This is a genomic window from Variovorax sp. 10N432, assembly GCF_056394465.1.
This window is the reverse complement of record NZ_JBFTHX010000016.1, coordinates 108132-121432: the sequence shown is the minus strand read 5'-3', so window position 1 is coordinate 121432 and position 13301 is coordinate 108132. Positions and strand designations below refer to the sequence as shown.

Sequence of the window (13301 nt, the reverse complement as noted above, 5' to 3'; positions counted from 1 at the left end):
AACGGTCACGGTTGGAAATCGGAATCGGCTGCGCCAGGGTCAGCGTTTGTCCAGGCGACGGGCGGCAGTGTTGCCGACGAACTGGATGATCTGCACCAGCGCCACGAGCAGCGCCACGGTGAGCACCATGACGTCGGTCTGGAAGCGGTAGTAGCCGTAGCGGATCGCCAGGTCGCCGATGCCGCCGCCGCCCACCACGCCGGCGATCGCCGAATAGGACAGGAAGCTCACGGCAAGCACGGTGAAGGCCAGCACCAGGCCCGAGCGGGCCTCGACGATCAGCACGCGCCAGATGATCTGCAGCTCGGAGGCGCCCATCGCATGGGCGGCCTCGATGACGCCGCGCGGCACTTCGCGCAGGCACTGGTCGACCAGCCGCGCGAGGTAGGGGATGGCCGCCACCGACAACGGCACGGCGGCCGCCAGCGGCCCGATCGAGGTGCCCGCGATCACCCGCGTGAAGGGCACCAGCGCCACCAGCAGGATGATGAACGGGAAGGAACGCACCGTGTTCACGATCCAGTTGAGGATCAGGAAGGCGGGCTTGTTCTCGAGCGACTGTCCGGGGCCGAGCAGGAAGAGCAGCACGCCGAGCGGGCCGCCGATCAGGAGCGCGGCCGTGAGGCCGATGCCCAGCATCATGAAAGTCTGGGCAATGGCGATCCCCAGCTCGGGCAGGATGGCGGCGATGTTCTCAGGCATGGGCCAGCTCCTGCGTGCCTGCTTGCTGGCGTTGGAGGGATGAAAGCGCCTGGGCGGCGAGCGCTTCGCGCGCATCGCGCTCGCGCCGGCGCACCAGGGCGTCGATCTCGCGGCCGAGCGCGGTGGCGCGTTCGGCGGCCGGCGAATCGACCTCGAACTGCTCGACCAGGCGGCCCTGCTCGAGGATCGCAACCTGGCGGCACAGCACCTCGACCACCGACAGCTCGTGGGTGACGATGACGATGGTCACGCCGAGTTTCAGGTTGATGTCGCGCAGCGTCTCGAGGAGCGCGCGCGTGGTCTCGCTGTCGAGTGCCGAGGTGGGCTCGTCGCACAACAGCACCTGCGGCCGCGGCGCCAGCGCACGCGCGATCGCCACCCGCTGCTTCTGGCCGCCCGAGAGCTGGGCCGGGTAACTGCGAATCTTCTCGCCCAAGCCGACCAGTTCGAGGCACTCGCGCACGCGGGCCTCGATCTCGGCGCGCGAATGGCGGCCGTGGATCTTCAGCGGGAAGGCGACGTTGTCGAAGACGGTCGCATTCTGGATCAGGTTGAACTGCTGGAAGATCATGCCGATGTTCTGCCGCGTGTCGCGCAGCTCGCGGCGCGACAGGGTGGTCAGGTCGCGGCCGCCGACCAGCACCTTGCCGGCATCGGGGCGTTCGAGCAGGTTGATCAGCCGCAGCAGGGTCGACTTGCCGGCGCCGCTCTTGCCGATCAGGCCGAAGACGTCGCCTTCATGGATGTCGAGCGACAGCGATCGCACGGCATCGAAGACGGCGCCGTCGGGCAAGGTGAATGATTTCTGCACCGACTCGAGTCGGATCAGGGGGGGCCGGGGCTGGGCCTCGGCCGGGGAAGAGGAAGTCATGGACGGGATCGGCCGGCACGGCCTGCGTGGCAGGCGGATGCAGCGGCGCCGCAAAGTCCGCAAGTATCGCGGCTCGCGGCACCGAGGGGAACGACGCAATAGAAGGCTGCTTATATGCCCTGGGCATAAGCGCCCTGCGGGGCTACTGCACCGCGTCGAACAATTGCCGGTCGACTTTCCAGTCCGGCCCGTAGGTGGCGTCGGCATAGGCGTACACCACGGCCGAACCCAGCAAGCCGTGCAGGACGTCGCCCTGGGCCGCGCGCCGGCTGATCACAGCGTTCAGCGCCCCCTTGCGCGCCAGGTCCTGCAGCGCCTGGTCGACCCAGCGCTTGAGCTGCGCCGGCTCGAGCGCCGCGACCTCCTTCTTCATCGACTCGATCTGCTCGCGCAGCCAGTTCGCGCCTTCGAGACTGGGCGCCGGCGCGGGGGTTTCCGGCACCGGCTGCAGCACCACCGGCGGGACGGCGGCGCGAGGGTCGGCGGCGCCTTCGGTGGCGGGCTCGTTGCGCAGCAGCGAGCGCAGGTACGAGAAGGCGTTCTCGATGGTGCGCAGCGATTTGTTGGCGGCGCGCCGCTCGAGCACCTCGATCTGGGCCCGCACGCGCTCGTCGCCGAATTCCTTCAGCAGCCCTTCCAGCTTGATCTCGCGGATGCCCAGCGTTTCGGCCCGCAGCACCAGGGTGGCGTCGACCGGCTCGCCGGTGAGCGGCCGCTGCAGCGGCGCCTGCCGCTTCTTGCGCACCGCGAACTGGACCTCGGTGATCACCCTGCCCTGCTTATGCTCGATCAGGTCGATCTCGAGATCGGTCTCGGCGTTGATCTCGATCACCGCGTCCTTGACCCGCTCGTTCTTGAACTTGCGCCATTCGCGCCGCTCGGGCCCAGGCCCGTTGCTGAGCGCGTCGACCCACCAGGTCACGGGCTTGCGGCTGGTGACCCCGCTCGGATTCTCCCGGTAGCGGGCGCAGATCTCGTAGAGCGCCACGGCGGTGTAGGAGCCCAGCTTGGCCAGCACGTCGAGGTCGATGCGGGCCCAGCGCTGCGGATCCCGAAGCGCTGCCATGATGGTCGGCGGATAGGACCAGCTGACCCAGTTCTCGCCACGCCTGAGCTCCAGCGCGACTTCGGACAGCATCGAAAAGCCGCGCCACTTGACGCCGTCGCCCGGCGCGGTCGACTCCCAGTCGACCTCCAGGCTGCGCATCTCGATCAGGTACTTCTTGGCGGCGGTGCGCTCGCTGCCGCTGGAGCCGGTGGTGCGCAGGATGGCTGCCAGCGGGGCCTCGAACATGAAGTCGGCCGCGGGCATGCCGGGCAAGGCGACCAGCCGCGTCTGCGCCACCTGCAGCAGCGCGCTGTAGATGCGGCGACCGGTCAGGGTTACGCGGGCCGAGCGCGGCATCATCACGATCATCTCGTGCGGCTTCCTGAGCTCCAGCACGTCGTCGACGGCGTGGCTCATGACTGGCTTGTCGCCCGGATTTCCCGCGATCTGTTGGCTCATAGCGGGGTCAATGTTATGTCCAACGCCGTTTGGACACAACCCCGTGCGGAATGAGGTACAGCGGCCCGAGCAAAACCTGGACATTTGTGCCGGGGGCAGGCGCAGGAGATCCGATTAAAAGCTGGACGGTTGGCGACAACGGGCCGCCCGGGTCCTCTTCGTTCCCCGATTAAAAGCCGGACATTGGCGCGTCCAGCGCTTCCGAAGGGCCCGGAATGAGCCTCAAAATGGCGCTTAAAACCTGGACGTTGGCGTCAAGCTGGTGCGGAACCGGCCGAATCGGGCTGTGGACAAGGTGCACGAAGGCACCGATGTCGACCCGGACAGTTGGCGATGGAAGGCTGGACGGATCCGATCAGGAGCCGGACGCAAGCGATTAAAGTCTGGACATTCGTACCGTCAGAACACGCGTAAGCTGTTGATTTAATTGAAGAAAATCGAAGTTTCGACGGGCTTAATCTCTTGAATTTATTGAAGTTCCTTTCTTAATCTCCCGAGAGAGCTTAGGAAAAGGCCAAAAACCGCAGAAGAGGGCCATCACTTCAGGTGATGGATCGACGTTTCTTCGTTTTTTCGCGTGTGCCCTGCATAATCGCAAGACACTCCAACTTTCAAGGCAGATCCCGTGGACATCAAGCAAACCATTCGACGTCAAAACCTGGAGGATATCGAGCAGCAAGCCCACAAGATCGCCGGCATGATGGACCGGATCCGGTCCGCCATGCTGGCTCCCACCGCCGTGAAGTCTGCGCCCACGCTGAAGGCGGTGCAGCTGGCGGACCTGTGCGGTGTCGACAAATCGAAGATCTCCTACCGCCTGACACGCGGTGACCTCCCGGCCGGCGAAATCCATGGCAACAGCCGCGAGTGGTCCATGGCGGAGGCCCAGAGCTGGGCCCGCGAACTGCGTGCTGAGCACCTGCGGCCGGAAGGCGCGGCCGGCATCACCATCACGGTGGCCAACTTCAAGGGCGGCGTGGCCAAGACGACCTCGGCGGTGACCCTGGCCCAGGGCCTGTCGATGCGTGGACACCGCGTGCTGCTGGTAGACCTCGATCCCCAGGGCTCTGCCACGACCTTGTTCGGCGTGCTGCCGGACGCGGAGGTCGAGACCGAGCACACGGCGATGTCGCTGTTCACCGGCGACCAGGAAAACCTCCAATACGCCGTGCGCCCCACCTACTGGCCCAATATCGACCTGGTGTGCGCCGCGCCCCTTCTCTACGGAGCGGAATTCCATTTGCCAGCACGCCAGGCGCGAGACCCGGGTTTCGAGTTCTGGCGCGTGCTCGACCGCGGCCTCGATCTTCCGCGTGAAGAGTACGACGTCATCGTGATCGACACCCCGCCTTCGCTGAGCTACGTCACCATCAACGCGCTGATGGCCGCCGATGGCGTGATCATGCCTTTGCCGCCTTCGGCACTGGACTTCGCGAGTTCGGCGCAGTTCTGGGATCTGTTCTCGGACCTGTGCAACCAGCTGGTGCGCAGCCGCGGCAAGGACAAGAGCTTCGAGTTCATCGATGTGCTGCTGTCGCGCGTCGAAGCCTCCGACACGGCCAGCTCGGTGGTGCGGCAGTGGGTGCTCGAGGGCTACGGCGACAAGGTGTTGCCGATCGAGATTCCAAAGACGGCGGTGGCCGCCACGGCGAGCGCCGAGTTCGGAACCGTCTACGACCTGCCGCGTGGCTCGGTGAATTCCAAGACCTTTTCACGGGCAAGGGTGGCCTACGACAGGATGTGCGAGTTGATCGAGCAGCAGATCGAAGCGGTCTGGGCCCGCCAGGTGGCGGAGCGTCAAGTACTGGAAACGGCGGTTTGACATGGGATTGAAAGACAAAGCCTCCAAGATCGACTTCGCATCGATCATGCCGAGTTCGCAGCCCAACCCGGAGCTCGCGAAACCCAAGACAGCGCCTGGCGCGATGATGGCCTTCGCCAACGACCAGCGTTCGGACCTGCTGCGCCAGAACGACGAACTGCGGGCCCGGGCGGCACAGGTCGACGAGCTGGAAGGGCGCCTGAGCGAAGTTCGCGACGAACTGCGCAGCTGGGACGGTGCCTTGCCGGCACGCCTGATCGACACCGCGGACATCGCGCGCAGCGAGTTCGCCAACCGGCATGCGTCCGCGTTCGAGGGGAAGCTGTTCGAGGATTTCAAGCGTGAGATCCAGGAGGCGGGACGCAACTCGCAGCCCATCAAGGTTCGCGCGATCGCGAACCCGGGCGACGGTCCGCACTATGAGCTGGTGTTCGGACATCGGCGCTACGAGGCCTGCCGCCAGATCGGCTTGCCGGTCTGGGCGGTGGTCGAGAACCTGGACGACCGGGCCTTGATCGAGGAAATGGATCGCGAGAATCGGGGCAGGGCGGATCCGTCACCCTGGGAGCAGGGAATGACCTATCTGCGTGCGCTCGAGAAGGGCATTTATCCGTCGAACCGTCAGATGGCGGCCGCGCTCGGGGTGGACATCAGCAACCTCGGAAAGGCGATCGCGTTGGCCAGACTGCCCGCCGCGGTGATCGCGGCCTTTCCCACGCCGCAGTCGATCCAGCTGGCATGGGCAACGGACCTGGGCAAGGCCATGACTGAGGACGAGTCGGGCGTGTTGGCACGGGCGCAGGCGTTGTCGACTGAAAAGACAGCCTTGCCGGCGAAGAGTGTTTTTGCGCGCCTTGTTTCACCGCCGTCGGTGGTGCCCGAGGCCGCCCCGTTGCCGGTTCAGGCGAGCCACGCGTTGAAGGTGGGCGGGCAAAAGGTGGGCTCGCTGAGGTTCGATGCCATCGGGCGTCCTTCGATCAGGCTGTCGATCAAGCTGTCGGATGATCAGCAGAAGGCGCTGATCAAGGCGATGCAAGGATTTGTCGATTCGATTTGAAGGCTGATTCAGGCAGGACGAAAGGGGGGTGGTTTCAAACCACCCCCCTTTTTTATGTGCGGCCGGTAGTGGACGGTGAAGGGGGTAGTTTGAAACTACCCCCTTGGCGATTCAGCCTCGTCCCCTCTCAATACGCTCGAGCGTCGCAAGAATTTCTGACAACGTCGATTTCATGAGGCCCATGTCGCGGTCACGCCGAGCTTCGGCGAGCGGATCGAATCCGGCCGCCGATGGCTGGCCGCCGCCGCCGAAGGCATCCTTGGCGCGCGCCACCACATCATCCAGCTTGGTGATGAGGTTGTTGCGCAATGCCGAAAACTGGGCCAGCTCCCGCCGCACCGCAGCCATCTCTCGCATCAGCGCCGTGAGCTGCTCCTGGACTTCTTGAAGTGCGGGCCCGGACACGGCAGCAGCAGGGAGTTCGGCGGCAGCCGTGGGCAGCGCCAGTGAAGGGCCGGCGGGGCCGAGAGCGGTTCGAAAGTGGTCGGCGGTCCGGGCGACCGCCAGTTCGAGGACGGCGTGAGAATCGGAATCCGCCAGGAACGGCCACAGTTCGTAAACGCGGCCGATGGCTGCCGCGGTGCGCAATCTCAGACCTGGCCGGCCGCCTCGCCGCGGGCGCTGCAGTACTTCATGCGTGAGGGAGGGGGCTTCGCTCGCATCGATATCTTCCTGGGTTGCCATGCAAGAACGGAACATGCCCGCGGCGCTCCATTTCTTGAGGGACGAATCCGCAGGAGCGCGAACGCCATGGATCAGCGTGAGTATCCGCCCCAGCTCGGCCAAGGTGCAGACCTTGGGCCAGCCGTGGCTGGCGGTGGAAGAGGGGATGGACCCACCTGGGGAGTTGGCATCTTGGATACCCTCTGCCTGGCCAGGGGCATGCGTCGAATCCGGGTCCGCTACAAATTCTGGCATTGCCGGGCCTTGATGGTTACTAGATAACCTAATTATGACCGAAGGGCGACATTGCTCGACAAAAAGTCTTGTGACGCCTACTGTTTCGTGAAACATTCACCTCTTCTTGTCGAGAAAACAGAGGTAACTCCTTGTCCCATAACAGAAAAATAAGATGCTTCAAAATGTCGTGAAACAATGTGGCGGAAGGCCGCGGGTGACGCGATTAAAAGCTGGACAGTATCGCGCGCGGCGTCCTGCCTAGTTCGGTGGTCCATAAATCCCTAATCAGGAATAGAGCGGAAACATAGACACTGGTGGTGGGCGTACGGCCGAAGAAAAAACGCCCCTGCCGAGCTGGCAAGGGCGAAAGAAGGTCGTGGTCGACCTTGGAGAAACCGTCTGGGTTAGGGTCGAATCGAGGCGATCAGGTTCCCTGGGGACGCCCACGCCGGCGCAGGCCCCGGACCAGGGCGCCTCGCGCCCCCGCAAGAATCATCCGGCTGCCTGCCCATTTCCGGTGGGCGCTGAGGAGACTCCGCCCAACCCACCGACATCCGCCTGACCCGAGTGATCCGCTGACCGGTCGGCTGCTTGGTGGCGTTGGTTTCCGGTGTCGGCCAAGGCCCGGCGCGAAACGACCGGCGCCACGGTACGCCCGGTCGGGACCCGCGTAGTTCGCCTTGATCGTGCGCTTGCGCTTCATGTAGTGACCCATGACCGCGGCTGCCGCTTCGGCGCCGATGGTTGCCTGCATGTTGGCCGCGGCAGTCGACCTGGTGTCGTAAAGTAAAGCGAGTACAGCCGGGGAAGGCGCTGAGGCAGGCGGTGCGCAGAGCAGTCCGGCACCCGTCGTAGTACCGCTCGAAGGTAGGCGGACCGTGCTTTCCGGGCACGCTGCTCAGATACTGCTGCAGGTTCGTCAAATGGGCGTCGACGGCACCGACCCAGCGGACGGGCACTTCGATATCCCGCCAGGCCAGGCCAGCGTTGTGCAGCTCCCAGGCCCGCAGCCGCCGAAGCGTTTCGATGGCGTCGGCATTGCTCGCATCGGTCCCAGCCTCAGCCTGATCGAAGAAGGCGAGGTTCCGGGCGAGGAGGTCGGAGTGGCGTTTGGCGGCTGCGACGACGATCGAGATGTTGTCGAAATCGGCCTCGGCCATGGTGGCCAGGTCGGCGTCCGCACGGTTGAGGAGTCGCTCGGGAATGTGCTGCCACTGGAAGGGGGCCTGCTTCTTGAGCTTCGCGTTGGGTAGCCGCAGGATCCGTCGATCGCGGTCGAACCAGTGCGCGGACTTCCATTCGCCGGGTCGGGCGCCGGTCGCGATGCCAGCATTCAGCCAGGACGTGGTCTTCGTGGCCCAGGCCTGTTGGGTCAAACGTGCGCCGAGGAGGCTGTTCAAGAGCGGGCCCAGATCCTCGTGGGGAATCGCGCGGGCCGATACGCGGGTGTTTCGGACCATTTCCTGTTCCACACCATCGCGGGGGTCGTATGCCGCGACGAGCGCAAGACCTTCTTCGCGAGCCGCTTGAGAGAACTCGATGTCGGGCTGCCGAAGTGCCCAGGCGATCGCCGCCCGGTAGGTTCGTTTGCTGTCGACCTTGATCGTCGGGTCGGCGTGGAGTTGCTCGATCAGATCCGCGACAGAAACAGTATCGGGCGCGAGGTCGAGAAGGGACGACGCGCGCGAGACCAACGAGTAGAAGATGCGGCGGTAGTTCGCCGCGGTCTTCGGGCTGAGCGGCTGCACGGCGCGGGCGAACGAGTTGCTCAGGCGCTGGGACTGGGGGGAATCAACAGCCGACGAATCCCGGTACGCCACTGGATCTGCGTTCGAGAGGGAGGCCGAGTCGGTCTGGTACGGTGGATCTCGGTGATCGCTGCTCGGGTCGAAGTCTTGGTTCAGGTCTGGATTGCTGCTCATTTTGGGTCTCGGTCCCGCGCCAGGCGGGAGGAACTGGGCTCGGTGGGGCTGGTTCTGGGTGAGGTCTGGATCTGGGGCGGTTCTGGATCTTCTGGGGCGCGAGTCCTCTTCGGGTCAGGCTCCTGGGGCTGCCTTGCTCGCTCCGGGCCGAGGCTCCAGAAGGGCCGGTTCTCCCGGTTTTCCCCCAAATGGCTGATAACTGTGAGAGTTCCTGTTAACAATTTGGACGGAGGACTGTGAGTAAAGGCTTTATTAGCAGTTACCCGCAGATCAGGGACCCCAAAAAGCTCAGTGCGTCTAACTGCTAGTAAAGCCTTTATTAGCAGTTGAGTGGCACGCTTCCCTTGCCGAACGGGAAAGGGTGCCACGAAAGAGCGCCGCGGACCCAAGTGCGGGAGACTGTGAGTAACGCCTTCACTCACAGTTCCGCGCATATAGGCTTCCCGACCGCGCCACCATGCAGCTGCTAGTAAAGCCTTTCCTAGCAGTTGCCCGCACCCCGTTGGCCCCGCGAAATCTGCCGAGCAACTGCTAATAAAGGCTTTATTAGCAGTTAGAAGCCAAGAAACGCGCCGAAAGTGGCAGGCAACTGCGGATAAAGCCTTTATTAGCAGTTGCTCGCGGCGTCTTGCGCGACTGGTCATTCGAACGACTCGCCGTCCAACATCCGAACGGCGCCGCCAAGCCGCGGAGGAGGGCGGTCGTCGTCGGCTGGCGCGACGTTCCCGGCCACTGGAGCGGTGACCGCCGCGATCTGTGGAGCTGGTGCGGGATCAGGAGCAAGCGGCGACGGCAGGGCCTCCGCGGAAGTAGCAGTCCGGCTCGTCGCGACGGACGTTTGGGCGGAGGCAACCGGAGCCGGACTGGGCATAGCAGGTCGATCGGTTCCTGATGCGGCGGGCGATTCGGGGAGCGCTGGGGCCGCAGCCGCGGGCAACCCGGTCGCGCGGGCCATCGTCCCGGCGGAGGCGCTGAGTTCGTCGGCGAGTCCGCTGGAAAAACCCGGGTCGAGACGCCGTCCTGGCGGCGCATCCGCTCCTCCATGACCATCAACCCCATTTCCATGAGTTGGCGTGCGAACATATTTCGTTTGCGCATGCCACGCGCGGCTTCCAAGCCTGCGAAGGCACGGAAAAGCATTGGGGCTCTCGTCCCGGTGGATTCGGATGCGGAAGTCCGCCTTTCAGCCAGGCCTTGGCCGAGCCCTTCGCGTCTGCCCCACGCGCATATCGATGCGGCGAGCCATAGCACCTCGTCAGACCGCTTCGGCGTCGGCGCGAGCCTCAGCCTGGGCGATGCCTTCGCCGATCAGCTGCAGGCCCTCGACGTTGCTGAAGACCGAGTGCTTGGGCGCATAGATCGGCATGTCGGGCATGCGCTCGGCGATCTCTTCGGCGTAGTGCGAGGGGTGGCCGCCGACCATCACGACCATGTCGATGATGTCCCACGCGCCCTTGATCCCGTTCATCATGATGCTCACCGGGTCGCGCACGGCGCGGCGCGCTGCGGTCAGGATCTCCGGGTCCCTCATGTCGATGGCGCGGCCGTCGAGCTTGGCAACCTCGGGAACGTTGAGGACTCTCGGACGGTCCATCGGAAGCTCGCAGCGGCCGCCCGTACCTGGGGAAAACATCCCGCTCGGATTCTTCCCTTTCGAGCATCTATTCCCTCCGAACAGGATCCTTAGGGCCCCACGGTTCTGGCTGCGCAGCGCGTTCGCCGGCAGCCGCTTGACGTGGAGACGGTGACATCCAGGGCGTGACCCGCACGGTGAGCCAAGCTCGTGGTGGAGAAAGCCGCCCTTGGACTGACCTCGGCGGAGGCGCTGACGAGCGTGGCGAACCAGCGCTCCAGCAAGACCGCCTGCATATTGGGCCAGCTCTGGCCGACTTCCTCTTGGCCTCCCAGGTCGGAGCCGCTGATCTCGCGGTGTTGCGAGGCGCGACCGGACCGTCGATCCGGCCAGGATTTGGAAAAGGATCCCTGGCGCGGGGGTTTCGGTTCTCAGCTAACTACGAACTTTTCTCGCTCAAGTCTGAACCGAAGCGGGGTTCCGGTTATCGCCGCCCCGTGGCTGCCGAGGGAATACACCCCTCGACCAGCGCGAAATGATGGCGACCATTTCGTCGATCAAGCCCCAGTTCGTTTGTCCGGTTCGGCGGTGCTCATGTCGAACGCCAGGCGTGGCTGACGTTGTAGGTCAGGCTCCGTCGCAGTCGTTGGCATTGGCCGACGTCGGCCGGCAGCAAGAAGAATGGAAATCATTCTCATGAATCGCCGGACCGATCTCGTTGCTGTCATCCAGGCCCTCTCCAGGGACGAAGGCGCTCGCCAGCCGAGCGCCGACGAATGGCTGGCAGACCTGGACAGGCGGGCGAACGCAGCGACAAGCCACCCGCAGTCGGTTGTCGAGCATATGCCAGACCTCGCGCCCGACTCCGGAAAGCAAGGGGCGCCATAGCGCGGCGCTCCGATGTGACTGCGGGCCTTCGCTTTCCCAAGGCGGCTGAAGGGATATCGGGCCGCCCCATGATCCAGCGGCCGGGGCTCGCGTCGACGCGTCGGACCACCTCCGCCATGCATGGCGCCTCCCGGCAGCCGCTCAGCCGGCGCGGCCGCCACCGGAACACCACGGCGACGTAGAGATCCAGCAAGCTCAGCCGATCGCTCCGCAGGTAGCCAGGGCGCTCAAACGCATCGAGCGCATTGCATGGGAAGCCCACGAGGAAGTCGGCGCGCTGCAGCTTTTCGGGCGCCTGTCCTCATCGACTTCTCGGGGGTCATCACTACGGCCTGGCGCCGAGCTGCGCCCCCTTGCGAATTTCTTCGTTGTTCGTCGTGCTGCGCGAGCCCTTGAGATGCATCTCGACGTCGGTTGCGCGGTCGCCGACGGTCGCGACGGCCTCCTTGAGTTGGGCTTCGGATACGTCGAGCTTGTGCGCCCATTCGGCAATGGAAGCGTCGGAGTTCAGGTCGATGCTGCTCGGGCTGGTGGAATTTGGGGCGATAGGGGTGTCGTTCGCTGACATGGGGCCTCCAGGGGATGGAAAAACACTCACGCTAGCGCGCGGGCGGAACGCGGCCTGTAGGGTCGTGCGGACTTGAACGTCGGCGCGCGCCGCTTGGGCGTTCTCCTACTCGCGCTGACTGATCTTTCTTCTGCGAGCCTGCATTCGAGGACGCGTACGCTGGCGTTCCCGGCAATGGATCAGGGGGCAACATGAAGGACTGGCCGATTTCTGCCCGCGTCGCAATACTGGCGGCGCTCTTGGTTGCCGGATGCTCGGCGCCGCCGCAACGTTGGGGCGAATGGATCGATCCCGCCCTGGGACCGAACTCGGGCGTTCTGCGAGACGGCAAGGTTCTCGTGGCGTGCGACACCTTCGATTTGTCGAGCCGTGCGCAATGCCAGGACAACCTCCAGCGATCCTTGCTGGCCAGAGGCGTCAATGCCGTCTCCGCCCCGATGGAAACCACTGCGATGAACCCGCGCGAGTGGGAGGCACAGTTGGCCGCTACCGCCAATGCCGCCGGAGCGAGGGCCGTCTTCATCCTTGGTCTGACTCCCGCAACGACTTCGATGGGTTCGGGGGTGACCGTCGGGGTGGGCGGCTTCAGTTTCGGTGGCAGCGGCGGCGCAGGAATAGGACTGAGCGCGCCGATCGGTGGCTGGGGGACGACTGGCTTTTCGGCGACCGGACGCGTCACCGAGGTGCGGAGCGGTCGGATGATCTGGACTTCGACCTTCGCTGCTTCACCGTCGTCCGATTTCGGCGCACAGTTTCGAGACCTGACCCGCACCGTGCTGGACGCGGCGCAGGCCGCGGGCCTGCTTTGAGCCGACTGGCGGCGGCGAGCTAAGTCAGAAGACCGCTGCGACGCCGAAAGCTCAGCCAGGCCGCGTTCCTGCCATTGCGAACCCGAGATGCACCAACTGCTACGGCGGATCGTATTTCGCGGTGTCGGGCGACGGCTCCCGGTTGATGTTCACGCAATCAGCGTCGATCTCGCCCAGGCCGCCGATGCTCTACATGGACGCGGTCGACAACATTTTTCGCGTCAATCCGATCGGCCTGGATTTCTTCTACTGGCTGAGCAGCCTGAGCTATAGCGGAGATCGATTCCTGATGTCGGGCCAGGTGGTCTATGACCGCGCCTTCGGTACAGTGGGCCGCCTGCCTCAACCCTACACAGGTGTCAGGGCGGCGCAGATGTCGCCCGATGGCCGCCGCGCCTACATGCTGAACTATGCGGTTGAACCGGGCGATTCGGTGCCGCCGAGCGTCGATGTCTTCGACACAAGCGCCCCCGCAGGCACCCGGGTGAACGCGCCTTCGGTCGGCAGCTTCACTCTTCCTGACATGCCTGGTTGCCAGACGAGCTACTACCCGTACTACGAGTGCTATCGCCCGCGGATGCGGGTGACTCCGGACGGCAACAGCCTGATCATCCTGGGTAGCCAGAAGCTGATCGTCACTCCCATTCCCAAGGCGCTGAGCGGCGTGATGCCGTGAGACGCT

At 64.7% G+C, this 13301-nt stretch carries 11 protein-coding genes; 4 read left to right on the top strand and 7 right to left on the bottom strand.

What is annotated here, in order from left to right:
* Positions 1–39: 39 nt before the first annotated feature.
* From AC1DF3_RS19805 to AC1DF3_RS19795, 3 genes are all read right to left on the bottom strand, one after another.
* Entirely contained in the window at positions 40–702 is a 663-nt protein-coding gene (locus tag AC1DF3_RS19805) for a methionine ABC transporter permease (protein ID WP_286520809.1), read from the bottom strand.
* Entirely contained in the window at positions 695–1573 is an 879-nt protein-coding gene (locus AC1DF3_RS19800) for a methionine ABC transporter ATP-binding protein (protein ID WP_478140584.1), read from the bottom strand. Before AC1DF3_RS19800 ends, AC1DF3_RS19805 begins: the two co-directional genes overlap by 8 nt.
* Positions 1574–1715: 142 nt before the next feature.
* Entirely contained in the window at positions 1716–3080 is a 1365-nt protein-coding gene (locus tag AC1DF3_RS19795; protein ID WP_478140583.1) for a hypothetical protein, read from the bottom strand.
* Positions 3081–3705: 625 nt separating this feature from the next.
* On the opposite strand from AC1DF3_RS19795, the gene AC1DF3_RS19790 reads away from it, so the two are divergent.
* Together AC1DF3_RS19790 and AC1DF3_RS19785 are read left to right on the top strand one after the other, a co-directional pair.
* On the top strand, positions 3706–4902 hold the full coding sequence (locus tag AC1DF3_RS19790; RefSeq protein ID WP_286507121.1) for a ParA family protein: 1197 nt from the start codon (positions 3706–3708) through the stop codon (positions 4900–4902).
* Position 4903: 1 nt separating this feature from the next.
* On the top strand, positions 4904–5959 hold the full coding sequence (locus AC1DF3_RS19785; protein ID WP_286520805.1) for a ParB/RepB/Spo0J family partition protein: 1056 nt from the start codon (positions 4904–4906) through the stop codon (positions 5957–5959).
* A gap of 111 nt (positions 5960–6070) precedes the next feature.
* Here the strand turns inward: AC1DF3_RS19785 and AC1DF3_RS19780 are convergent, their stop codons facing one another.
* The 4 genes from AC1DF3_RS19780 to AC1DF3_RS19765 all read right to left on the bottom strand — a co-directional run bounded on the left by AC1DF3_RS19780 (position 6071) and on the right by AC1DF3_RS19765 (position 11810).
* Entirely contained in the window at positions 6071–6745 is a 675-nt protein-coding gene (locus AC1DF3_RS19780) for a hypothetical protein (RefSeq protein WP_478140582.1), read from the bottom strand.
* A 518-nt stretch (positions 6746–7263) separates the two neighbouring features.
* Positions 7264–8781 carry a hypothetical protein gene (locus AC1DF3_RS19775; RefSeq protein WP_478140581.1) on the bottom strand — a complete coding sequence of 506 codons (1518 nt, stop codon included), beginning with the start codon at positions 8779–8781 and terminating at the stop codon, positions 7264–7266.
* A 1255-nt stretch (positions 8782–10036) separates the two neighbouring features.
* Positions 10037–10414 (bottom strand): hypothetical protein, encoded by a 378-nt coding sequence (locus AC1DF3_RS19770; RefSeq protein ID WP_478140580.1) that lies wholly within the window; start codon positions 10412–10414, stop codon positions 10037–10039.
* A gap of 1153 nt (positions 10415–11567) precedes the next feature.
* Positions 11568–11810 carry a DUF3606 domain-containing protein gene (locus tag AC1DF3_RS19765; protein ID WP_478140579.1) on the bottom strand — a complete coding sequence of 81 codons (243 nt, stop codon included), beginning with the start codon at positions 11808–11810 and terminating at the stop codon, positions 11568–11570.
* A gap of 191 nt (positions 11811–12001) precedes the next feature.
* Here AC1DF3_RS19765 and AC1DF3_RS19760 point away from each other — a divergent pair, with 191 nt between their 5' ends.
* Positions 12002–12619, top strand: a complete 618-nt coding sequence (locus AC1DF3_RS19760; protein WP_478140578.1) for a hypothetical protein — start codon at positions 12002–12004, stop codon at positions 12617–12619.
* Between the two features lie 193 nt (positions 12620–12812).
* Positions 12813–13295 carry a hypothetical protein gene (locus tag AC1DF3_RS19755; protein WP_478140577.1) on the top strand — a complete coding sequence of 161 codons (483 nt, stop codon included), beginning with the start codon at positions 12813–12815 and terminating at the stop codon, positions 13293–13295.
* The last annotated feature ends 6 nt before the right edge of the window (positions 13296–13301 follow it).

Excerpts from the sequence above, each read along its gene's own strand:
- AC1DF3_RS19805 (WP_286520809.1), bottom strand. The coding sequence starts at position 702 with ATGCCTGAGAACATCGCCGCCATCCTGCCCGAGCTGGGGATCGCCATT.
- AC1DF3_RS19800 (WP_478140584.1), bottom strand. The coding sequence starts at position 1,573 with ATGACTTCCTCTTCCCCGGCCGAGGCCCAGCCCCGGCCCCCCCTGATC.
- AC1DF3_RS19795 (WP_478140583.1), bottom strand. The coding sequence starts at position 3,080 with ATGAGCCAACAGATCGCGGGAAATCCGGGCGACAAGCCAGTCATGAGC.
- AC1DF3_RS19785 (WP_286520805.1), top strand. The coding sequence starts at position 4,904 with ATGGGATTGAAAGACAAAGCCTCCAAGATCGACTTCGCATCGATCATG.
- AC1DF3_RS19775 (WP_478140581.1), bottom strand. The coding sequence starts at position 8,781 with ATGAGCAGCAATCCAGACCTGAACCAAGACTTCGACCCGAGCAGCGAT.
- AC1DF3_RS19770 (WP_478140580.1), bottom strand. The coding sequence starts at position 10,414 with ATGTTTTCCCCAGGTACGGGCGGCCGCTGCGAGCTTCCGATGGACCGT.
- AC1DF3_RS19765 (WP_478140579.1), bottom strand. The coding sequence starts at position 11,810 with ATGTCAGCGAACGACACCCCTATCGCCCCAAATTCCACCAGCCCGAGC.
- AC1DF3_RS19760 (WP_478140578.1), top strand. The coding sequence starts at position 12,002 with ATGAAGGACTGGCCGATTTCTGCCCGCGTCGCAATACTGGCGGCGCTC.
- AC1DF3_RS19755 (WP_478140577.1), top strand. The coding sequence starts at position 12,813 with ATGGACGCGGTCGACAACATTTTTCGCGTCAATCCGATCGGCCTGGAT.